Source organism: Burkholderia sp. USMB20 (assembly GCF_000949135.2).
Lineage (GTDB): Bacteria > Pseudomonadota > Gammaproteobacteria > Burkholderiales > Burkholderiaceae > Burkholderia.
The window spans coordinates 444,816-465,925 of sequence record NZ_JTAN02000018.1 but is presented as its reverse complement, the minus strand read 5'-3'; the positions used below and the strand labels follow the sequence as shown (position 1 = coordinate 465,925).

Sequence of the window (21,110 nt, the reverse complement as noted above, 5' to 3'; positions counted from 1 at the left end):
CATGAAACAGTACCTCGACCTCGTTCGCACCATCCTCGACACCGGCACCTGGCAGGAGAACCGCACGGGCATCCGCACCATCAGCATGCCCGGTGCGATGCTGCGGTTCGACCTGCAGCAAGGTTTCCCGGCGGTCACGACCAAGAAGCTCGCGTTCAAGTCCGCGATCGGCGAACTGGTCGGTTTCCTGCGCGCATCGCGCAGCGCGGCCGATTTCCGCGCGCTCGGCTGCAAGGTGTGGGACGCGAACGCGAACGACAACGCGCAGTGGCTCGCGAACCCGTACCGCCAGGGCGTCGACGACCTGGGTGACGTGTACGGCGTGCAATGGCGCCAGTGGCCCGGCTACAAGGTGCTCGACGCGGGCGCCGAGGCGCAGATCGCCGACGCGACGCGCCGCGGTTTCCGGATCGTCACGCGTTTCGACGAGGACGGGGTGCCGAAGGTGCTGCTGTACAAGGCAATCGACCAGCTGCGCCAGTGTCTCGACACGATCATGGAGAACCCGGCCGACCGCCGCATCCTGTTTCACGCATGGAATCCGGCCGTACTCGACCAGATCGCGCTGCCTGCCTGCCATCTGCTGTACCAGTTCCTGCCGAACGTCACGAAGCGCGAGATTTCGCTGTGCCTGTACATCCGCAGCAACGATGTCGGGCTCGGCACGCCGTTCAACCTGACGGAAGGGGCCGCGCTGCTGTCGCTCGTCGGCCGGCTGACGGGCTACACGCCGCGCTGGTTCACGTACTTCATCGGTGACGCGCACATCTACGAGAACCAGCTCGACATGCTGCAGCAGCAGCTCACGCGCGAGCCGTACGACAGCCCGCGGCTCGAAATTGCCGAGCGCGTGCCGGACTACGCGAAGACCGGCGTTTATGCGCCCGAATGGCTCGAGCAGATCGAGCCGTCGGATTTCTCGCTCGTCGGCTACCGTCACCATGAGCCGCTGACCGCGCCGATGGCGGTCTGAGCCCGGCCTGCGACGGCGGCGGGTGACGCGACCCGCGCCAGGCAGCATGAAGAAGGCCCGACCGGCACTCGCCGGTCGGGCCTTGTCGTTTCAGCGGTCGCGGTTACTGGTGGCGCCGCTCGTCGTGGCCGCCGGCCGGCGGATTGCCCGGGTGCGGCGCCTCGACGTGCGGTGCCGGTTGCGGCCGCGGTTCCATGCGCGGCGCGGGCATGGACGGCCGCGGTTCCATGTGTGGCGCGGGCATCGACGGCCGCGGCTCCATGCGCGGGGCCTGCGGCTGCGGTCGCGGCATGTCATGCGCGGCGGGCGCGGGCGGACGGTACTCGTTCACGTGCGCCGGCGCGACTTCGCGGCGCGGTGCCGGTTGCGCGAATTCGGGGCGCGGTTGCGGTGCCGGAGCGGTCCGCTCGGGCCGCGGCTGCGCATGCTGGGCCGGTGCCGCGAATTCGGGGCGCGGACGCTGCTGCGGAATCTGCGCGGTCATGTCGAGTCGCGGTTGCGGCAACGCGCGCGGCGTTTCCTGCCGACGGGCGGGCTGCGCACCGGGCGTGGCTTCCGGATGCGGGACCGGCGCCGCGCTGCGCACGGGCGGCAGCGCGTTCTGTCCGGCTGCGTGGAGTGCCGTCGGCGGCGTCGGGCGCTGACGCTCCATCGGCGTGTGCGGCTGCATCCACGCGGGCGCGGGCGCCGCGGCCGCATGCGTGTTGTCGCGCCCGGCCGGCTCGTTGGCGGCCGCCGGCGGATGCGGGACGCCATTTCCGGGGCTCAACGCCTGATGCGGAGCCGGATTGCCCTGCGCCTGGGGCATCGCACCGTTGGCGAAGCGCGGCGCATTGGGGGCTTCGCCGTTCGTCGGTCGTGCGCCGTCCGCCACGACCGGCATCGGCGCACCAGGCCGCGCGACCTGGGCCGGTGCCGGCTGGCCGTCGCGTACTGTGTGCGCCGGTTGCACGACCGGACCGTGCGGATTCACGAGCTGCACGTTGCGCATCGCCCACGCACCGGCTTTCGGGTTGCCCGGAACGCGGACCGGGCGCGCCTGATAGTCGGCCGGCACGCTCGTCCTCGCGACCGGTGCGCCTGCGCCCGGCACGTGCTGGCCCTGCCGTGCGAGATGCGCGGCCGCCTGGTCACGATAGGCGGCCGGCACGGCCGGATTGCGCGTCGCGACGAACGTGTGCTGTCCGAGCGCCGCCGGCGGACGGTAGCTGGCCGTGCGCAGTCCGCCGGTCAAGCTCTGGCGTACCGGCGCAATGCCGGGCGTGCCCGGCATCACGTGCGCGTTGCGCCACTGCTGCGGATCGACGCGTTGCGCGAAGTGCGCGACCGGCTGGCCGTGCACGAACGCGGACGCCGGCACGGCCGTGATCGCATGCGGCGCGCGGAAATTCACGTACGTCTTGTTGATGTTCGTGATGTTGGTGATGTTCGTCACGTTCACGGTCTTGTTGACCGTCACGTTGTTGACCACGATGTTCCGGTTCACGCGATCGTAGTAATGCGGGCTCCAGCCGCCCCAGCCGGGATGCCAGGGTTCGCCCGGGCCGAGTGCGAACCATGCGCAGCCGGCCGCCGCGACGCCGCCGACCGTCAGCGCGACGCTCCAGTCGGGACCGCCGCCGCCGCCCGCGAAGGCGACGAGCGCCGGCGCGTAGACGGGCGGCTGGCTGACGACCATCGGGCCGGGCACCCACGCCCAGCTGTCGTCGACATAGGCCCAGCGGCCGTAGTGATACGGCGCGAAGCCCCACGGCGCATCGTCGACCCAGGTCCAGCCCCACGGCGCCTGCCAGATCCAGTGACCGTCGTGATACGGCGCCCAGTCGGCGGGCGTGTCGTTCGGCACCCAGACCTCGCCGTAATTCGGGGTTTCGCGCCACGTGCCGTTCGCGTCGAGATCCTGATAGCCGGGCACGTCGCGCGATACGTAGCGGGCCGACACCGAGCGCTGCTCGGCCGCATCGCGGCCGGCGGCCCACTGGTCGAGCGCATCGGGGGCCGGCGCGGCCGATTGCTGCGCGACCTGCAGGTCGGTGCCGGTGAACACGACCTGCTGTCCGGGCGACAGCGGATACTGCCCGTTGCTGCCGTAGACGGTCGCGCTGCCGCTGCGCACGGTGACCGTCGTGCTCGCGCCGTTCGGTGCGACGTCGACGCGATAGTCGCCCGGGCCCGAGATGCCGAGCGCGAGATTGGGCGTGTCGATTTCGTACGACCCGCCGGACGGCAGATCGCGCACGTGCGTCGATACGGTGCCGAGCCCGACCTTCAGCTGCGTCGTGGCGTCGTCGAGGTTCAGCACCGACAGGCTCGTCGATTCGCCGAGTCGCACGGCGGTCGAGCCGATGTGCAGTTCCGAGCGCGCGCCGGCATCGTTCCACAACTGGTCGCCGGTCGTCAGCGGCCGGTTCACCGCGGCGTACGACCACGTATCGGTGCCGGCGGGCTCCGTCGTCACGGCACCCGACTTGTAGTTGAGCCGGGCGACGCGGCTCGGCGGATCGCCGCCCGGTTGCCGGGCGGCGGCCGCATACGCGGCGGCCTCGGTCGTTTGCGCGAATGCGGTGGGCACGGTCGCCAGCGCGGCGAACGCGAGCAGCGTGCAGCGGGCGGTTCGCTTGAGCGTGAACAGGGAAGCCATGGTGAGCGTCTTCGTCGTTATCGCGGCGCGTCGATTCGTGCCGTTGAATTCACGATATCCGCTCGGCCTGTTTCAGTGCTCGGTGTTTTGTAAGTCGGATGGCACGCGATGTAACAAAACCTGTCCATCGCGCGCCGTTGTCGTCCCGTCGCAATGTACGCGTCAAGCGGACGTAAGCCAGTCGTCGAAAACCTGCTGTCCGGGCACGGTGACGCGCAGCACGCGCGGCCGTGCGGTGCGCTCGATCCAGCCGTGGGCGCAGAAGCTGTCGAGCAGTGCCGCGCCGAGCGCGCCGCCGAGATGGGGGCGGCGCTCGCTCCAGTCGAGGCAGCCGCATGCGAAGCGGCGGCGGCGCGTGCGCTGCTGCGCGACGTCGATGCCCCAGCGCGCGAGCGATTGCGTGCCGAGCTCGGTGGCTTCGATCGCATCGCCGTCCGCCTGCAGCCAGCCGCGTTCGGTGAGCCCGTCGAAGATGCGGACCGCGAGTTCGCCGGCCATGTGGTCGTAGCAGGTGCGCGCGTAGCGCAGTTCGGCCGGCACCGCGCGCGACGGCGGCGGCACCGGACGGTTCGGCGCGGCCGCGCGGGCCACGTTCGCGAGCGCCTCGAGCGACGCCGCGATGTCGGCCGACGCGAGCCGGTAGTAGCGGTGCCGGCCGCGCACGTCGAGCGCGAGCAGGCCGCCTTCGGTCAGGCGCGCGAGGTGCGCGCTCGCCGCGGACGGCGACAGCCCAGCGATCATCGTCAGTTCGCCGGCCGGCCGCGCGCTGCCGTCCATCAGCACCCACAGCATCGCGGCGCGCCCCGGATCGGCGATCAGTGCGCCGATTCGGCTCAGGCCCGGAAAGTGGTGGTCGTCTTGATCGATCATCGTCGTGTCTCGTCAGGCGGAATGACTGCAGTGTAGGTGCTGCGCACATTCGATGTTTCGTGTTCGGGTGAAATGTCGGATGCGGCGGGGCGGTGCGCGACCCGCGGTCGCCGGCCGCGCACGCGTAGAATGGCCGGACGCGGCGGCACTGGGCCGCCGGATGCGACACGATGCAACGATGAAGACGATTTTCTGCCTGTTGGCCGCCGCGTTCCTTTGCGCGGCCTGTGCGCAGGGCGGTGCGGGCGCCGCCGGCGAGCGGGGCGGCAGCCTCGAGATGTACGGGACGATCGATCAGGGCATCACGGTGCGCCGCTGACGGACGTCGATCGCCGGTGCCGATGCCGGCTCGGCGCACGGCCGCGGCCGGCCGTGCGGCGGGCGCTGCGACGTGTTGCCGCAGTGCAACGTATAATGCGCCGATTGCCGTACCCCCGCCGCCTGGAGCTACCACGATGTCCCAACCATCCCCCGTACCGGCCGCCCTCGACCGCACCGAAACCGTATTCCGCTTCCTCGCCGAGCCGTCGTCCGTGAACTTCGGCGGCAAGGTGCATGGCGGCGCGCTGATGAAGTGGATCGACGAGGTCGCGTATGCGTGCGCGGCGGTCTGGTCGAGCCGCTATTGCGTGACGGTCAGCGTCGGCAACATCCGCTTCCAGCGTCCGATCCTCGTCGGCAACCTGGTCGAGCTGAAGGCGCGCGTCGTCGCGACGGGCCGCACCAGCATGCACATCCATGTGTCCGTGCACGCCGGCGATCCGAAGGGCGGCGTGCTGCGCCAGACGACCGACTGCCTCGTCGTGTTCGTCGCGGTCGACGAGAACGGCAACCCGGTGCCGGTGCCGCCGTTCGTGCCCGAGACCGACGAGCAGAAGGTGCTCGCGAAGTATGCGGCCGACGTGCGCGCCGCGCTCGACAAGATCGTCGAGATGAAGCCCGAGGAAGTGGCGAAGGGCACCGTCTGACGACAACGGGCGCGGCGTTCGCGCCGCGCCCGTCGCATCATCGCGTCGCCCCCGCGATTACCGCGATCCGATCATTTCCTCGGGGCGCACCCACGCGTCGAATTCCGCCTCGGTCAGGTAGCCGAGCGCAAGCGCGGCGGCCTTCAGCGTCGTGCCTTCCTTGTGCGCCTTCTTCGCGATCTGCGCGGCCTTGTCGTAGCCGATATGCGGGTTGAGCGCCGTCACGAGCATCAGCGATTCGTTCAGCAGCAGATCGATGCGCGCGCGGTTCGGCTCGATGCCCGCCGCGCAGTGGTCGTTGAAGCTCTGCGCGCCGTCGGCGAGCAGCCGCACCGATTGCAGCACGTTGTGCGCGATCATCGGCCGGAACACGTTCAACTCGAAATTGCCGCTCGCGCCGCCGACGTTCACCGCGACGTCGTTGCCGAACACCTGGCAGCACAGCATCGTCACGGCTTCCGACTGCGTCGGGTTCACCTTGCCCGGCATGATCGAGCTGCCCGGCTCGTTTTCCGGAATCGACAGTTCGCCGAGCCCGCAGCGCGGCCCGCTCGCGAGCCAGCGGACGTCGTTGGCGATCTTCATCAGGCCGGCCGCGACCGTCTTCAGCGCGCCGTGCGCGAACACCAGCGCGTCGGCGGCCGCCATCACCTCGAACTTGCTCGGCGCGGTCACGAACGGCAGCGTCGTCAGCCGGCCGATCTCGTCGGCGACGCGCACAGCGAACTCCGGATGCGCGTTCAGCCCGGTGCCGACGGCGGTACCGCCGAGCGCGAGTTCGTACAGGTGCGGCAGCGCCGATTCGACGTGCCGAATGCCCTGGTCGAGCTGCGCGACGTAACCGGAAAATTCCTGCCCGAGCGTGAGCGGCGTCGCGTCCTGCAGGTGCGTGCGGCCGATCTTCACGATATCGGCGAAGGCCTTCGACTTCGCGTCGAGCGTCGCGCGCAGCGTGCGCAGCGCGGGCAGCAGATGGTTGACGATCGCGTACGCGGCCGCGACGTGCATCGCGGTCGGGAACACGTCGTTCGACGACTGGCCGCGGTTCACGTCGTCGTTCGGGTGCACCTTGCGTGCTTCGCCGCGCTCGCCGCCGAGCAGCTCGCTCGCCCGGTTCGCGATCACCTCGTTGAGGTTCATGTTGGTCTGCGTGCCGGAGCCCGTCTGCCACACCGCGAGCGGGAATTCGCGCGGATGCTTGCCCGCGATGATCTCGTCGGCCGCGTCGATGATCGCGCGCGCCTTGTCGTCGGCCAGCACGCCGAGCGACTGGTTCACGGCGGCCGCGGCGCGCTTGACGATCGCGAGCGCGTGGATCAGCTCGGGCGACTGCTTCTCCGTCGAGATCCGGAAATTTTGCAGCGAGCGTTCCGTCTGCGCGCCCCAGAGCCGGTTGGCCGGCACGGCGATCTCGCCGAACGTGTCGCGTTCCATCCGAACTGCTTCGTTCATGATGCACTCCTCTTGGGAAGGGGAAAGGCCGCGCGTCGCGCGGCGTCTGGCGTATCGTGAGGCAGTCGCGCCGCTGGCGCGACGTGTTGGGTCTTCAACCGACAAGCATAGCGCCGGCCGCGATTTTGCGTCGTGTCGTCGCGCTCAGCGGCTCGATGCGACGAGCGATGCGCTCTTCAGATGGAAGCGCCAGGCCATCAGCGCGGCGACGCTCGCGAGGCCGGCCGCGAGCCCCCACCACAGGCCGCGTGCGCCGAGGCCTGCATGGAATGCCAGCCAGTAACCGGTCGGGAAGCCGATGCCCCAGTAGCCGAGGGTCGCCGCGAGCATCGGGATGCGCGTATCGCGCAGTCCGCGCAGCGCGCCCGAGCCGACGGTCTGCATGCCGTCGACGATCTGGAACACCGCGGCAATGCCGAGGAGCGACGCCGCCAGCGACACGGTCGCCGCGTTGGCCGGATCGTCGAGCTGGAGGTACAGGCCGACGATCGCATGCGGCACGACGATCAGCACGAGCCCCGACAGCGACATGAACGCGACGCCGAGGCCGAGCGCGACGAAGCCCGCATGCCGCGCGGCGACCGGCTGGCCGGCGCCGACCCAGTAGCCGACCCGCACGTTGGCGGCCTGGCCGATCGCGAGCGGCACCATGAACGCCACCGACGCGACGTTCAGCGCGATCTGGTGCGCGGCAAGCGACGTCGCGCCGAGCACGCCGATGGTCAGGCCCGTGGCGAGAAACAGCGTCGATTCGACCCCGTACGTGATCGCCACCGGCCAGCCGATGCCGATCAGCTCGCCCATCATCGGCAGTTTCGGGCGGGCGGCGGTCACGAAATGGCGGAACCGCTGGCGGCCGTGCAGCAGCCAGATCAGCGCGAGCGCGGTGAGCCAGATGGTGATGGTCGTCGCGACCGCCGAGCCGAGGAAGCCGAGCCGCGGCAAGCCGAATGCGCCGTGGATCAGCCCGTAGTTCAGCACGCCGTTCACGCCGACCCCGCCGATCGACACCCACAGCAGCCGCCGTGCGGCGCCGATCGCCGGCAGGAAGGCGCGCATCAGCCCGACGCCGATCAGGCTGCCGAGCGCCGCGAACCGCAGGATGCCGGTGTACTCGCCGACGTGACGCGCGAGCGTGGGCGGCTCGTGGAACATCAGCAGGATCGGTTCGGACAGCGACAGCGCGACGATCGCCGGAATCGCGAGCAGCACGGACAGCACGAAGCCGGTCCAGTAGATGTGCGGCACGCGGTGTTCCGCCTGCGCGCCGCGCGCATGCGCGACGCTCACGCTGACCGACGACAGCACACCCTGCAGCACGGTCACGATGACGAAGAAGAAGTTCGCGCCGAGGCCGCCGGCCGCGAGTGAATCGGGGCCGAGCGAGCCGAGCAGCACCGTGTCGGTGACGCTCATCGCCATTTGCGAGAGTTGTGCGATCGCGAGCGGCGCGGCGAGGCGCGCGGTATCGGCGGCATGACTGGACAGCGACGGCGGCGCGGCGGCCGTCCGCGTAAGACCGGAATGCGACATGGAATGGGCGCTCGCGCGGGTGCGGGCCCGCGCTGTCTGTATTTATTTTGAGAGACGGCTAGCTTACGGCTTTATTCGAACGGTGTCGAACGCGCGCGCCGATGGCCATGTCACGGTCAGGGGGAACCGCTATGCGTCGTGAACCGCGATCCGCGTATCGCCGAACAGCACGACCTGGCCCGCGCGGATCTTGCAGGTCTTGCGCAGTTCGACCACGCCGTCGACTTTCACCGCGCCGGACGCGACGAACATCTTCGCGGTGCCGCCGCTGTCGGCGAGGCCGGTGATCTTGAGAAGGTTGTGCAGCTCGACGTATTCGCCGGTCAGCGTGAAATCCAGGTTGGGCATGACGAAGGAGGCGCGCGATGCGCGGGAGGAATCGCCCCGCATCATACGGCACCGCGGGCCCGCGCGCGAGTGCGGCCGCGCGCGCATGTTTGCGCCCCGTAGCTGTTAAGGACTGTGAGCGATTCGTCAGCAAATGAAACGGTGGGTAACAGTCTGAGAGATTCGAGAACCGGCCGTGCCGCCCGCGGGTCTTTCATCGTACCTGCTGCGTGTCGCGGCAGGGGACGCGACGGAGCGTATCGATGCGCTCCGCGCCCACAACTTCTTGAGGAGGATTGTCATGTCCAAGATTCGTACGATGCTGATCGGTGCCGCGCTGACGGCGTTCGCCACTTCGGCCGCATTCGCGCAGACCGGCGTCGCGGCGCAGGGCACCGCAGGCGCCGGCGTGCAGACGCAGGCGCCGGCAGCGGGGGCAGGCGCAGACGCGGGTATGCAGGGTGGTGCCGGCGCGAATGCGTCGGGCAACGCGGTCGGCGGCGCAACCGATGCGGTTGGCGCGGCAGCCGACGGCGCGAAGGATACGGCGGCGTCGTCGGTCCACTCGACCAAGAAGCACGCGAAGCATGCGGCGAAGTCGGCCAAGCATCACGCCGGCTCGGCGAAGTCGAAGGTGGGCGACGAAGCGGTCGAAGGCAGTGCGTCGGCCGGCGTGCAGGGCGGTGCATCGGCCTCGGGCGTCGCGCAGTAAGCGGCACCCCGACGTCGCACGACGCTCGCCCCGGACGGCGCGTCGTGACGGCGATCGACCGGCGGCCCGGTTCGCTTCGCGCGAACCGGGCCGTTCTTCATGCGTGGACGCGGGCCGTCACGGCCGGCGCTGCTCCGGCCCCGGTCCGTGCGCCGGTCGTGCCGCGGACGGGGTAAATACGCTGCGCAGCCACGCGGCGAGCCGCGTGAATACGTCGTATGGCTCGTCGACGAAGATCTCGGGCTTCAGCAGCCGCAGGTATTCCATGATCTGCTGCGCTTCCTGTTTCTGGAACGAGCCGTGCGCGAGCCCGAGCCGCAGCAGGCCGCGCAGTTCGCCGAGCTTGTCGCGCGCGGCGCTGCCGACGCTCATCTCGCACGCGAGCTTCGCCTCGTAGATGCGCTGGCGCAGCGATTCCGCGAGCCGCCACGCGGGCGTCTGCATCGATTCCTCGAGCGCCTGGATGTCGTGGACCGCGCTCTTGATCTGCGCCGCGAGCGGATCGACCAGCGACGCATCGCCCTGCGCTTCGGCGACGATCGCCTTGGCCCAGTCGCGGCACGCCTTCGCAAGCTCGTCGGGCGTCCATTCGGAGCGCGACGCGAAGCCGAAGCCGAATTCGCCGGCCTGCCGCATCAGGATCGCGACGACGTCCGGGAATTCCTTGTCGAGCGTGCGCTTCGCCCACGCGTACTGGCCGCCCTCGAGCATCCGCTGCACGGCGTGCTCGGTCAGCGGCACCATGTTGTCGAGCAGCTTGGCGCGCAGGAAATCCTCGAACGACGGCGTCGCGAACTGCGGGTCGAGTTTCAGCGACACGCGCACGAACGCGTCGTAGTCCTTGCGCAGGGACGCAAGCGTATCGTCCTTGAGGGAAAGGGTGATCTGGCCCATGAATCGTCTCGATGGCGGCCCGCGCGGGCCGGCGGCCGACATCGCGCACCGGTGCGGGCGCGGCGTCGACGGACCGGTTCGCGCCGAGGCCGATGGCGGGTCTTCACTTCCTATATCGGCGCGCCGGACGGAAACTTGAGCGCGGCCGGCGAGGTCCGCTCAGGCCGGCAGCCAGTGCGGCATCACGACCCCTTGCCAGAAGAAGAACACCGCGAGCCCGACCGCGATCGTCACGAGCGGCCGGCGTGTCGTCGCCGACACGAGCACGGCGGCGAGCGCGCCGACCAGCTGCGGATTGCGCCAGGTCAGCTCGGCCGTGCCGCCGTGCGGCGAGACGGTCATCGGCACGATGATCGCGGTCAGCACGGTGACGGGCACGAAGCCGAGCGCGGTTCGCACGAGCGGCGGGAAGGTCAGCCGCTCGCCGAACAGGAACAGCGTCGTCCGGATCGCATAGGTGATCACGGCCATCCCGAGGATCAGCAGCGCGTAGCTCACGATGCGGCCTCCGTGCGTGAAGCGGTGCGCGAACGCTCGTGCAGCAGCGTGAGCGCGACGCCGACCACGACGCCGGCGGCGACCGCGCCCAGCAGCCCGAGCTTGTACGGCCAGCCCTGCCAGAAGTACGCGAGCGTGCCGGCCGTCGCGGCGGCCGCCAGATAGCGCAGCGTGCCGAGCTGCGGGACGACGATCGCGATGAAGGTCGCCGCCATCGCGAAATCGAGGCCGAGCGACTGGAGGCCCGGAAAGGCCGCGCCGAAGCCGATGCCCGCGAGCGTCCAGACCTGCCAGTTCAGGTACATCGCGAGGCCCGAGCCGAAGAAGTAGTGCGGGCCGATCGCGCCGGGCGGGAAGTGGCGGTAGTGCGCGTAGGCGACCGCGAACACCTCGTCGGTCATCAGCGCGCCGAGCGTCGCGCGCCAGCGCAGCGGCAGGTGCGCGACATACGGCGCGAGCGTCGCGCTGTACAGCAGGTGACGCAGGTTCACGATCAGCGTCGTCGCGAGCACGACGACGAAGCTCGCGCTGCCCGCGATCAGGCCGAGTGCGATGAATTGCGCGGAGCCCGCGAACACCGCGAGCGACATCAGCGCGCCGTGCCATGCGGCGAGCGGGCCGCCGCCGACGAGCGTGCCGAAGATCACGCCGAACGGTGCCGCGCCGATCATCATCGGGATCGTGTCGCGTGCGCCGTCGAGCCATTCGTTGAGCGGGCGGCGAGGCGGGGGCGTAGGTGTGGGTGTGGGGTTCAAGGGGCGCGTCTCCATGAAATGGAGGATAGCGGGGCGATGCAGCGGCGGCTTGTATGTTCTTGCGCCCGCACGGGTGCCGACGGCGCTGCGTGCGTGCGGGTTGCCGTCCGTCGTCGAATGCAGGGAGCGGCGTCAGCGCGCCTGCCAGCGTCCGGGCGGCACGCCGAACATTCGTTTGAAATGCCGCGTGAAGTGACTCTGGTCGACGAAGCCGCTGGCCGCGGCGACATCGGCGATCGGCACGCCCGCGCGCAACGGCGCAAGCGCGCGCTGCAGCCGCAGCTGGTTGCGCCACGCATGTGGCGGCATCCCGGTCGTGCGCGTGAACAGGCGCGCCGCGTGAAACGGCGACAGGCCGGCGGCCTGCGCGACGTCGTCAAGCGTGACCGTGCCCGTGAGATCGGCGGCGAGCCGCTCGCGCATCGCGTCGACGCGCGGTTCGTCGGCCGCGAGCGCCGCCGGTTGCAGCCGCGCGTCGGCATGGCGCGCGATCAGTGTCGACAGCGCATCGAGCATCGCCGTTTCGGCGGCGAGCGGATCGTACGCGCGCTGTGCCGCGGCGGCCGGATCATTGGCGGCCGGCTGCTCGTGGGGGTGGAACGGCGGCATGCGTTCGCTGCCGGCCTCCATCATCCGGTGGGCCAGCGCGAGCCGTGCCGCGAGATCCGTGTCGCGGATCACGTCGGACGGGAACCATGGCGCATCCTGCGGCCGCCCCGCGATCGCGCTCGCGAGCGCGCGAATGTAGTCGACCGGCACGTAGCTCACGCGATAGCACCAGCCTTCGTCGGTCGCGCGCGAGCCGGTGTGCACTTCGCCGGGATTGATCACGGGCACGGTGCCCGTTTCGGCGACATGGCCGCTGCCGCGACAGGTGTAGCGCTCCGCCCCCTCGAGGATCACGGGGATCGTGTACGCGTCGTGCCAGTGCGGCGCGAACGTATGGTCGCGATAGGTGGCGGTGAGCAGATCCGCGTCCGGCAGCAGCGGCGTGCGCCAGTAACGTGCGGAGTCCGGAAGAAGGCGGGGGGCGGACATGGTCGGGCGCGAGGGCGGTCGAATCGACAGTGTAGCGCTCGCGCGCCCGGCCGGCGCGGGCTTACTTGACCGGAATCGTCGTGCCGGCCGGCATCGGCACGGCGGTCACGGCGTTCTTCGGGCTGCCGCTGACGATGCGGTCGCTGTAGGTCAGGTAGACGAGCGTGTTGCGCTTCTTGTCCACCACGCGCACGACGTGCAGCGTCTTGAAGATGAACGACATCCGTTCGCTGAACACGTCGGTCTGCTGCTTGAGCGGCTCCTTGAAGCTGAGCGGGCCGACTTGCCGGCACGCGATCGACGCTTCGCTCGGATCCTCGGCGACGCCGAGCGTGCCCTTGATCCCGCCGGTGCGCGCCCGCGACACGTAGCAGGTGACGCCCGTCACGAGCGGATCGTCGTACGCTTCGACGACCACGCGGTCGGAGCCCGTCACGCGGAAATGGGTGTTGACGCTGCCGACTTCCTCCGCGTGCGCGAGCGGCGCGGTGGCAAAGGCGGAGAGCAGAAGGGCGAGCGACGCGGCGGAAAGGAGGCGGTGCTTCATCGACGGAACCGGATGCGAATGCGGGACAGAAACTCTAGCATGCGCGGCGGTGACCGGCGGGCGCCGGAAAAACAAAAGGCCCGTCGAATGACGGGCCTTTCGCTGTCTGGCTCCCCGACCTGGGCTCGAACCAGGGACCTACGGATTAACAGTCCGGCGCTCTACCGACTGAGCTATCGGGGAATAAATCGGTACATCTGCTTGCGTGTTCGGTAACCAACAAAAAACCCGTCCACTTTCAACGGGCTTTTGTTTTTTTGGCTCCCCGACCTGGGCTCGAACCAGGGACCTACGGATTAACAGTCCGGCGCTCTACCGACTGAGCTATCGGGGAACAAACAACAACAGCAGAGAAACGAGATTGTATGGAGTGTTCGCTAACCTGTCAACACTTTTGAGCGGCGGCGCACCAAAAATTTTTTCCGGCGCCGCTGCGCGATCAGCGCTCGAGCAGGTGCAGCTTGTCCTGCACGTCCTTCCACTCGTCCGCGTCGGCCGGTGCCGGCTTGGTCTTCGTGATCGACGGCCAGTCCTTCGCCAGCTCGGCGTTCAGCGCGGTGAACTGCTGCTGGTCGCCCGGAACGTCTTCTTCGGCATAGATCGCATTGGTCGGGCACTCGGCGACGCACACGGCGCAGTCGATGCACTCGTCCGGATCGATGGCGAGAAAGTTGGGACCTTCACGGAAGCAATCCACCGGGCACACATCCACGCAATCCGTGTATTTGCACTTGATGCAGCCTTCGGTCACAACGTGAGTCATTAAAACGCTCCTGCTTGGCGGTATATATGGGGTGGCGTGTGCGCCAAAAGCGGCATTGTAACTGAAGCGCAAAACCCGCATGGCGTGGTCGGCTTTCCGGCTTATATCGTTTCGTGATTAGTTTATGGGGCTGGCGGCGGGCGCGGCGCGTGCGGCCGTGCGCCCGGCGCGTCGGGCAGGGTGGTTTCACGATGGTCGGGCCCGCATTCGGGTAACATGGCCGACAGACCGGGCGGCGCGCGGTGCGCCGGGCCTGTCACGATATTGGCGGTGCCGCAAACATGATCATCACTTCGCTGCTCGACACGGATCTCTACAAGTTCACGATGATGCAGGTCGTCCTGCATCACTTTCCTGCCGCAAACGTCGAGTACCGGTTCCGGTGTCGCACGCCCGGCGTCGATCTCGTGCCGTACATCGACGAGATCCGCGACGAGGTGCGCGGCCTGTGTGCGCTGCGCTTCACCGACGAAGAACTCGACTACCTGCGGCGCATGCGCTTCATCAAGAGCGACTTCGTCGACTTCCTCGCGCTGTTCCACCTGAACGAGAAGTACATCTCGATCACGCCTTCGCCGAAGGGCAACGGCGAGATCGACATCGTGATCGAAGGGCCGTGGCTGCACACGATCCTGTTCGAGATCCCGGTGCTCGCGATCGTCAACGAGGTCTATTTCCGCAACACGCAGCGCGAGCCCGACTATCGCGAAGGCCGCGAGCGGCTGGGCGAGAAGATCAAGCTGCTCGGCGCGAAGCCCGAGTTCGCCGACTGCAAGATCGCCGACTACGGCACGCGCCGGCGCTTCTCGAAGGTCTGGCACGAAGAGGTCGCGCTGACGCTGCGCGACGGGCTCGGACCGCAGTTCGCGGGCACGAGCAACGTGTTCTACGCGATGAAGCACGGCCTGACGCCGCTCGGCACGATGGCGCACGAATACCTGCAGGCCTGCCAGGCGCTCGGCCCGCGGCTGCGCGATTCGCAGACCTACGGTTTCGAGATGTGGGCAAAGGAGTATCGCGGCGACCTCGGGATCGCGCTGTCGGACGTCTACGGGATGGACGCGTTCCTGAACGACTTCGACATGTACTTCTGCAAGCTGTTCGATGGCGCGCGCCACGATTCGGGCGACCCGTTCGAGTGGGGCGAGCGCATGCTGCGCCACTACGAGGCGAACCGCTGCGATCCGCGTACCAAGGTGCTCGTGTTCTCGGACGCGCTCGACATCCCGAGGGTCATGCAGCTGTACGAACGGTTCCGCGGCCGCTGCAAGCTCGCGTTCGGCGTCGGCACCAACCTCACGAACGATCTCGGCTACGTGCCGCTGCAGATCGTGATCAAGATGGTCCGCTGCAACGGCCAGCCGGTCGCGAAGCTGTCGGATACGCCGGGCAAGAGCATGTGCGACGACAAGGCGTATCTCGCGTACCTGCGCCAGGTGTTCGGCATCGCGCAGCCGGCCGACGACGCATCGCAGTAAGCGCCGGCCATGCGGCCAGGTGCGTCGCGGCGGGGGCGGCCGGTATAATCCGACGGTATCGCACGCCAACGTCACGAGGACCGTTCATGGACACTTCCGCTGCCCGTCGCCAGATCCTCGCACGCATTCGCGCGGCGCAAGGACGTGCGCCCGAGCCCGATGCAGCGGAGCTCGACGGCGTCGCCGACTATCTTGCCCGCCATCCCGAGGGGCCGCGCCCGCCGATGCCGGCCGACCTCGTCGCCGCATTCGTCGATGAAGCGGCGCGCCTGTCGACGACGGTCGACGAAGTCGCGACGCTGGCCGACGCGCCCGCCGCCGCTGCCCGCTATCTTTCCGCTCACGGCTTGCCGATGCAGGCCGTCGCATGGCGCACGCTGGCCGAGCTCGACTGGGCCGGCGCCGGCCTGTCGGTCGAATGCCGCAAGCCGCGCGACGGCGACCTCGTCGGCCTCACCGGCTGCTTTTGCGCCACCGCCGAAACGGGCTCGCTGGTGCTGCTGTCCGGCCCCGACACCTATGCATCGGCCGGGCTGCTGCCGGAAACCCACATCGCGATCGTGCCGGCGTCGCGGATCGTCGCGGGCCATGAAGACGCATTCGCGCTGATTCGCGCGGAGCGCGGCGAATTGCCGCGCGCGGTCAATTTCGTATCGGGCCCGTCGCGCACCGGCGATATCGAGCAGACCATCGTGCTGGGCGCACACGGCCCGTACCGCGTTCACGCGATCGTCGTGCGCGGTGCATGACGATCGCGTCCGATCGATCCTCACTCGACTCACTCGCACAAGGAAGTTCTGCATGAAACGACATGCCGCCTGGGCGGGCATGGCGTCGGGAGCCGCGCTTGGCGCCGTTCCCGCGCTCGCATCGGCCGCCACGCTCGACGGTGCCACGCTGTCCGCACTCTGGGGCATTCCGTTCGCCGGGGTCCTGCTGTCCATCGCGGTGTTCCCGCTCGTCGCGCCGGTGTTCTGGCATCACCACTTCGGCAAGATCGCCGCGGCGTGGGCGATCGCGTTTCTGGTCCCGTTCGCGGTCGCGTTCGGCGCGGGCACGGCGTTCGGAACGCTGGTGCACGCGCTGCTCGAGGAGTACATCCCGTTCATCGTGCTGCTGACCGCGCTGTATACGGTCGCCGGCGGCATTTGCGTCAACGGCAACCTGCACGGCACGCCGAAGCTGAACACCGCGATCCTCGCGCTCGGCACGCTGCTCGCGAGCGTGATGGGCACGACAGGCGCCGCGATGCTGCTGATCCGGCCGCTGCTGCGCGCGAACGACAATCGCAAGCACGTCGTGCACGTCGTGATCTTCTTCATCTTCCTCGTCGCGAACGCGGGCGGCTCGCTGTCGCCGCTCGGCGATCCGCCGCTGTTCCTCGGCTTCCTGAACGGCGTGAGCTTCTTCTGGACGACCACGCATCTCGCGCTGCCGATGCTGTTCATCTGCGCGGTGCTGCTGACGCTGTTCTTCGTGCTCGATACGTACTTCTACCGGAAGGGCGGCGAGGAGCGGCCGGTCGTGCTCGACCCGACACCCGACGATGGCGCGCTGTCGATCGACGGCAAGGTCAACTTCGTGCTGCTCGCGGCCGTGATCGGCCTCGTGCTGATGAGCGGCATCTGGAAGCCGGGCATCGCGTTCGACGTGTGGGGCACGCACGTCGCGCTGCAGAATCTCGTGCGCGACGTCGCGCTGGTTGTCGTGGCACTCGCGTCGCTGGCGCTGACGCCGCGCTCCGCGCGCGAAGGCAACGCGTTCAACTGGGCGCCGATCGAGGAGGTCGCGAAGCTGTTCGCGGGGATCTTCGTGACGATCGCGCCGGTGATCGTGATCCTGCGCGCGGGGGCGGACGGTGCGTTCGCGCAGATCGTCCATCTCGTGACGGGGTCGGACGGCAAGCCGATCGATGCGATGTACTTCTGGGCCACCGGCCTGTTGTCGTCGTTCCTCGACAACGCGCCGACCTACCTCGTGTTCTTCAACCTCGCGGGCGGCGACGCGCAAGCGCTGATGACGGCGGGCGCGACGACGCTCGCCGCGATCTCCGCGGGGGCCGTGTTCATGGGCGCGAACAGCTACATCGGCAACGCGCCGAACTTCATGGTGAAGGCGATCGCGGAATCGCGCGGCGTGAAGATGCCGAGCTTCTTCGCGTATCTCGGTTGGGCGCTCGTGATCCTGGTACCCGTATTCCTGCTGACGTCGTGGATCTTCTTCCCGGCGTAGGCTGACGATTTTCAACCAAGCGCGGACGGTTCCGGCGGCGCACGATGCGCCGCGTTCCGGCCGCGGCATGCGGAGATGGCGATGCAGAAGATCCTCGTCGCACGTCCGATCTTTCCGGACGTGATCGAACGGCTTGAGCAGTATTTCGAAGTCGACTGGAACAACGGCGACGCGCTCGCCCCCGATGCGCTCGCCGCGCGTCTCGCGGACAAGGACGGCGCGCTGACGGCGGGCGACCCGGTCGGCGCGGCGGCGCTCGCGGCGGCGCCGCGCCTGCGCGTCGTGTCGAACATGGCGGTCGGCTACAACAACTTCGACATGGCCGCGTTCAACGCGGCGAACGTGCTCGGCACCAACACGCCCGACGTGCTGAACGAGTCGACCGCGGATTTCGGCTGGGCGCTGATGATGGCCGCCGCGCGCCGGATCGCCGAATCCGAGCACTGGCTGCGCGCCGGGCACTGGCAGAAGTGGGCGTACGACGGTTTCCTCGGCGGCGACATTTACGGCTCGACGCTGGGCGTCATCGGCATGGGGCGCATCGGCCAGGCGCTCGCGCGCCGCGCGCGCGGCTTCGGGATGCAGGTGATCTATCACAACCGGTCGCGGGTCGCGCCCGAGATCGAGGCCGAGCTGAACGCCGAATACGTGTCGAAGGATGCGCTGCTGGCGCGCGCCGATCACGTCGTGCTGGTGCTGCCGTACACGAAGGAGAACCATCACACGATCGGCGCGGCCGAACTCGCGAAGATGAAGCCCACCGCGACGCTGACCAACATCGCGCGCGGCGGCATCGTCGATGACGCGGCGCTGGCCGTCGCGCTGCGCGACGGGACGATCGCCGCGGCCGGCCTCGACGTGTTCGAAGGCGAGCCGAGCGTGCACCCGGCGCTGCTCGAGGTGCCGAACGTCGTGCTGACGCCGCATATCGCGAGCGCGACCGAAAAGACGCGCCGCGCGATGGCGAACCTCGCGGCCGACAACCTGATCGCCGCGCTGGGCGAAGGGCCGCGCGCGGGGCAGCCGCCGAATCCGATCAACCCTGACGTGATCGGGAAGCCGCGCGCATGACGACGATGTTGTTGCTGGCGGCGGTCGTCGTGCTGGCCGTCGCGCTGGCGGTGGCGATCGTCGCGATCGTGCGCGGCGGCGGCCGCCACGACGACGCGGCCGTGCTCGGCGACCAGATCGAGGACGCCGCGCACGCGCAGGCGCTCGCGGTCGAGCGGCTCGAACGCGAGCTGCGCGGCGAGATCGTCGAGAACGCGCGCGGTTCGCGCACCGAGCTGGCCGGCAGTTTCTCGCAGCTTCAGCAGACGCTCGCGACGCAGCTGACGAGCATCGCGACCGTGCAGAACAACCAGATCGACGGTTTCGCGCAACAGCTCGGCAAGCTGGTCGCGGGCAACGCGCAGCAGTTCGACGCGATGCGCGAGAGCGTGCAGCGCCAGGCGCAGCAGGCGCGCGAAGAGCAGACGGTCGCGCTGCGGCTGTTCGGCGACACGCTGAACCGGCAGCTCACGCAACTGACCGAGGCCAACGATCGCCGGATCGGCGAAGTGCGCGCGACGCTCGAACAGCGATTGAAGGAAATCGAGACGAACAACGCGGCGAAGCTCGAGGAGATGCGCCGCACCGTCGACGAGAAGCTGCATGCGACGCTGGAGCAGCGGCTGGGCGAATCGTTCAAGCTCGTGTCGGATCGGCTCGAGCAGGTGCACCGCGGGCTCGGCGAGATGCAGACGCTCGCGGCCGGCGTCGGCGACCTGAAGAAGGTGCTGACCAACGTGAAGACGCGCGGCACCTGGGGCGAGGTGCAGCTCGAAGCGTTGCTCGAACAGATGCTCACGCCCGATCAGTATGCGAAGAACGTCGCGACGGTGCCGAAGAGCAGCGAACGCGTCGAATTCGCGATCCGGCTGCCGGGCCGCGAAGCCGGCACGCGCGACGCGCCGCCGGTGTGGCTGCCGATCGACGCGAAGTTTCCGCGTGAGGACTACGAGCGGCTGATCGATGCGCAGGAGCGCGCCGATTCGGTGGCGGTCGAGGAGGCGGCCCGTGCGCTCGAGGCGCGCGTGCGGATGGAGGCGCGTACGATCGCCGAGAAGTACGTCGCACCCCCGCATACGACCGATTTCGCGCTGCTGTTCCTGCCGACCGAGGGGCTTTATGCGGAGATCCTGCGCCGCCCGGGGCTGACCGACCTGCTGCAGCGCGACTATCGCGTGACGGTGGCGGGGCCGACCACACTGACCGCGTTGCTGAACAGCCTGCAGATGGGCTTCCGCACGCTCGCGATCGAGCAGCGCTCGAGCGAGGTGTGGCAGGTGCTCGGTGCGGTGAAGACCGAATTCGGCAAGTTTGGCGACGTGCTCGCACGCACGAAGGCGCAGCTCGAGACGGTCACGCGTTCGATCGAGGCCGCCGAGCAGCGCACCCGCGTGATGAACCGCAAGCTGAAACAGGTCGAGGCGTTGCCGGGCGAGACGGCGGCCGGGCTGCTCGGCGCGGAAGCCGCCGACGGCGCCGATGCGGACGACGCATGACGCATCCCGCATGATGCGCGCAGCCCGAAACCGGCTGGAACGAAAAACGGGCGCCGCGGCGCCCGTTTTCCTTTGACACGGCGACCGGCGTAGCCGGCGCGCGTTCAGCGTGCGGCGAGCGCGTCCAGTGCGTCGCCGGTGACGCGTACGATGCGCCACTCCGGCAGCACGGTCGCGCCCATCTTCTCGTAGAAGTCGATCGCCGGCTGGTTCCAGTCGAGCACCGACCATTCGAAGCGAGCGCAGCGGCGCTCGACGGCGAGTGCCGCGAGGTGCTGCAGCATCGCGGTGCCGAGGCCCGTGCCGCGCTGCGACGGCTGCACGTACAGATCCTCGAGATACAGCCCGCGACGGCCGAGGAACGTCGAATAGTTGTGGAAGAACAGCGCATACGCGACGATCGCGCCGTCGCGCTCGGCCACCAGCGCTTCGGCGGCGGGGCGTTCGCCGAACAGCGCGTCGGCCAGGTCGGCGTCACTCGCGACGAACAGGTGCGTGAGCTTTTCGAACTCGGCCAGCTCGCGCATCAGCGCGAGGATCGCGCCGACGTCGCGCGTTTCGGCCGCGCGGATCAGCGGTGCGCCGCTCACGCTTCCTCCGGCGGATCGGACAGCACGATCTCGATGCCGCCGAAGCGCGACGCGACCCAGTTGTACGCGTGGCAGGCGATCCACAGCAGTACGAAACCGAGGATCGCGTTCAGCAGCAGCGCGCTCAGGATCGTGCTCAGTTCGACCATCCCGTAACGGATGTACGCGACCAGGATGCCGAGCAGCACGATCGGCACGCTGAACGTCAGGTAGACGAGGATCAGCGCCTTCGCGGTCTGCCCCGCGGCGATCGACGAGATTTGTTTCTTCATGTGCGGATTGCCCCCGTAGAA

At 68.9% G+C, this 21,110-nt stretch carries 22 protein-coding genes and 2 tRNA genes; 9 read left to right on the top strand and 15 right to left on the bottom strand.

Annotated features, from left to right (window positions below; all coding sequences use genetic code 11):
• Window position 1: 1 nt before the first annotated feature.
• A complete protein-coding gene (locus PL79_RS24370) occupies window positions 2-973 on the top strand; it encodes a thymidylate synthase (protein WP_044844804.1) in 972 nt (323 codons plus the stop codon).
• Between the two features lie 103 nt (window positions 974-1,076).
• Here PL79_RS24370 and PL79_RS24365 read toward each other — a convergent pair whose 3' ends face one another.
• Window positions 1,077-3,614: a DUF6600 domain-containing protein gene (locus PL79_RS24365; protein ID WP_044844803.1), complete on the bottom strand. Its 2,538-nt coding sequence runs from the start codon at window positions 3,612-3,614 to the stop codon at window positions 1,077-1,079.
• Window positions 3,615-3,776: 162 nt separating this feature from the next.
• On the bottom strand, window positions 3,777-4,484 hold the full coding sequence (locus PL79_RS24360; RefSeq protein WP_044844802.1) for an ArsR/SmtB family transcription factor: 708 nt from the start codon (window positions 4,482-4,484) through the stop codon (window positions 3,777-3,779).
• Between the two features lie 178 nt (window positions 4,485-4,662).
• Between PL79_RS24360 and PL79_RS36235 the strand changes: the two genes are divergently transcribed.
• Both PL79_RS36235 and PL79_RS24355 read left to right on the top strand, forming a co-directional pair.
• Window positions 4,663-4,803: a hypothetical protein gene (locus PL79_RS36235; RefSeq protein WP_185500387.1), complete on the top strand. Its 141-nt coding sequence runs from the start codon at window positions 4,663-4,665 to the stop codon at window positions 4,801-4,803.
• Between the two features lie 136 nt (window positions 4,804-4,939).
• A complete protein-coding gene (locus tag PL79_RS24355; protein ID WP_014897688.1) occupies window positions 4,940-5,452 on the top strand; it encodes an acyl-CoA thioesterase in 513 nt (170 codons plus the stop codon).
• Window positions 5,453-5,509: 57 nt separating this feature from the next.
• On the opposite strand, the gene fumC is transcribed toward PL79_RS24355, so the two are convergent.
• The 3 genes from fumC to PL79_RS24340 all read right to left on the bottom strand — a co-directional run bounded on the left by fumC (window position 5,510) and on the right by PL79_RS24340 (window position 8,785).
• Window positions 5,510-6,904, bottom strand: a complete 1,395-nt coding sequence (gene fumC / locus PL79_RS24350) for a class II fumarate hydratase (RefSeq protein WP_044844800.1) — start codon at window positions 6,902-6,904, stop codon at window positions 5,510-5,512.
• 144 nt (window positions 6,905-7,048) lie between these two features.
• Window positions 7,049-8,437 carry a multidrug efflux MATE transporter NorM gene (norM, locus tag PL79_RS24345; protein WP_044844799.1) on the bottom strand — a complete coding sequence of 463 codons (1,389 nt, stop codon included), beginning with the start codon at window positions 8,435-8,437 and terminating at the stop codon, window positions 7,049-7,051.
• Window positions 8,438-8,566: 129 nt separating this feature from the next.
• The gene (locus PL79_RS24340) at window positions 8,567-8,785 is read right to left on the bottom strand and encodes an RNA-binding S4 domain-containing protein (protein WP_006753074.1); all 219 of its coding nucleotides are present in this window, start codon (window positions 8,783-8,785) and stop codon (window positions 8,567-8,569) included.
• Window positions 8,786-9,065: 280 nt separating this feature from the next.
• Here PL79_RS24340 and PL79_RS24335 point away from each other — a divergent pair, with 280 nt between their 5' ends.
• The gene (locus tag PL79_RS24335; protein WP_044844798.1) at window positions 9,066-9,476 is read left to right on the top strand and encodes a hypothetical protein; all 411 of its coding nucleotides are present in this window, start codon (window positions 9,066-9,068) and stop codon (window positions 9,474-9,476) included.
• A gap of 117 nt (window positions 9,477-9,593) precedes the next feature.
• Here the strand turns inward: PL79_RS24335 and PL79_RS24330 are convergent, their stop codons facing one another.
• The 8 genes from PL79_RS24330 to fdxA all read right to left on the bottom strand — a co-directional run bounded on the left by PL79_RS24330 (window position 9,594) and on the right by fdxA (window position 13,971).
• On the bottom strand, window positions 9,594-10,370 hold the full coding sequence (locus tag PL79_RS24330; RefSeq protein ID WP_044844797.1) for a DUF4088 family protein: 777 nt from the start codon (window positions 10,368-10,370) through the stop codon (window positions 9,594-9,596).
• Window positions 10,371-10,529: 159 nt separating this feature from the next.
• Complete coding sequence (locus PL79_RS24325; RefSeq protein ID WP_044844796.1) at window positions 10,530-10,868, bottom strand: AzlD domain-containing protein; 339 nt, start codon at window positions 10,866-10,868, stop codon at window positions 10,530-10,532.
• On the bottom strand, window positions 10,865-11,638 hold the full coding sequence (locus tag PL79_RS24320) for an AzlC family ABC transporter permease (protein WP_044844795.1): 774 nt from the start codon (window positions 11,636-11,638) through the stop codon (window positions 10,865-10,867). The genes PL79_RS24325 and PL79_RS24320 overlap by 4 nt, the downstream gene beginning before the upstream one ends.
• 117 nt (window positions 11,639-11,755) lie before the next feature.
• On the bottom strand, window positions 11,756-12,661 hold the full coding sequence (locus PL79_RS24315) for an AraC family transcriptional regulator (RefSeq protein WP_044844794.1): 906 nt from the start codon (window positions 12,659-12,661) through the stop codon (window positions 11,756-11,758).
• Between the two features lie 61 nt (window positions 12,662-12,722).
• Window positions 12,723-13,208 carry a CreA family protein gene (locus PL79_RS24310; RefSeq protein WP_044844793.1) on the bottom strand — a complete coding sequence of 162 codons (486 nt, stop codon included), beginning with the start codon at window positions 13,206-13,208 and terminating at the stop codon, window positions 12,723-12,725.
• A 107-nt stretch (window positions 13,209-13,315) separates the two neighbouring features.
• Window positions 13,316-13,391, bottom strand: a tRNA-Asn gene (locus tag PL79_RS24305).
• A gap of 75 nt (window positions 13,392-13,466) precedes the next feature.
• A tRNA-Asn gene (locus PL79_RS24300) sits at window positions 13,467-13,542 on the bottom strand.
• A 105-nt stretch (window positions 13,543-13,647) separates the two neighbouring features.
• Window positions 13,648-13,971 (bottom strand): ferredoxin FdxA, encoded by a 324-nt coding sequence (fdxA, locus tag PL79_RS24295; RefSeq protein ID WP_011351384.1) that lies wholly within the window; start codon window positions 13,969-13,971, stop codon window positions 13,648-13,650.
• Window positions 13,972-14,252: 281 nt separating this feature from the next.
• Between fdxA and pncB the strand changes: the two genes are divergently transcribed.
• The 5 genes from pncB to PL79_RS24265 all read left to right on the top strand — a co-directional run bounded on the left by pncB (window position 14,253) and on the right by PL79_RS24265 (window position 20,227).
• Window positions 14,253-15,449 (top strand): nicotinate phosphoribosyltransferase, encoded by a 1,197-nt coding sequence (gene pncB / locus PL79_RS24285; protein WP_044844792.1) that lies wholly within the window; start codon window positions 14,253-14,255, stop codon window positions 15,447-15,449.
• Window positions 15,450-15,535: 86 nt separating this feature from the next.
• Window positions 15,536-16,198, top strand: coding sequence for a LutC/YkgG family protein (locus PL79_RS24280; RefSeq protein ID WP_044844791.1), 663 nt, complete (start codon window positions 15,536-15,538; stop codon window positions 16,196-16,198).
• 52 nt (window positions 16,199-16,250) lie between these two features.
• Window positions 16,251-17,681 carry a sodium:proton antiporter gene (locus PL79_RS24275; RefSeq protein WP_044844790.1) on the top strand — a complete coding sequence of 477 codons (1,431 nt, stop codon included), beginning with the start codon at window positions 16,251-16,253 and terminating at the stop codon, window positions 17,679-17,681.
• 81 nt (window positions 17,682-17,762) lie between these two features.
• Complete coding sequence (locus PL79_RS24270) at window positions 17,763-18,752, top strand: 2-hydroxyacid dehydrogenase (protein WP_044844856.1); 990 nt, start codon at window positions 17,763-17,765, stop codon at window positions 18,750-18,752.
• Window positions 18,749-20,227, top strand: a complete 1,479-nt coding sequence (locus PL79_RS24265) for a DNA recombination protein RmuC (protein ID WP_044844789.1) — start codon at window positions 18,749-18,751, stop codon at window positions 20,225-20,227. Before PL79_RS24270 ends, PL79_RS24265 begins: the two co-directional genes overlap by 4 nt.
• Window positions 20,228-20,331: 104 nt before the next feature.
• Here PL79_RS24265 and PL79_RS24260 read toward each other — a convergent pair whose 3' ends face one another.
• Both PL79_RS24260 and PL79_RS24255 read right to left on the bottom strand, forming a co-directional pair.
• Window positions 20,332-20,817 (bottom strand): GNAT family N-acetyltransferase, encoded by a 486-nt coding sequence (locus PL79_RS24260; protein ID WP_044844788.1) that lies wholly within the window; start codon window positions 20,815-20,817, stop codon window positions 20,332-20,334.
• Complete coding sequence (locus tag PL79_RS24255; RefSeq protein WP_006476519.1) at window positions 20,814-21,089, bottom strand: hypothetical protein; 276 nt, start codon at window positions 21,087-21,089, stop codon at window positions 20,814-20,816. Before PL79_RS24255 ends, PL79_RS24260 begins: the two co-directional genes overlap by 4 nt.
• Window positions 21,090-21,110 lie beyond the last annotated feature (21 nt).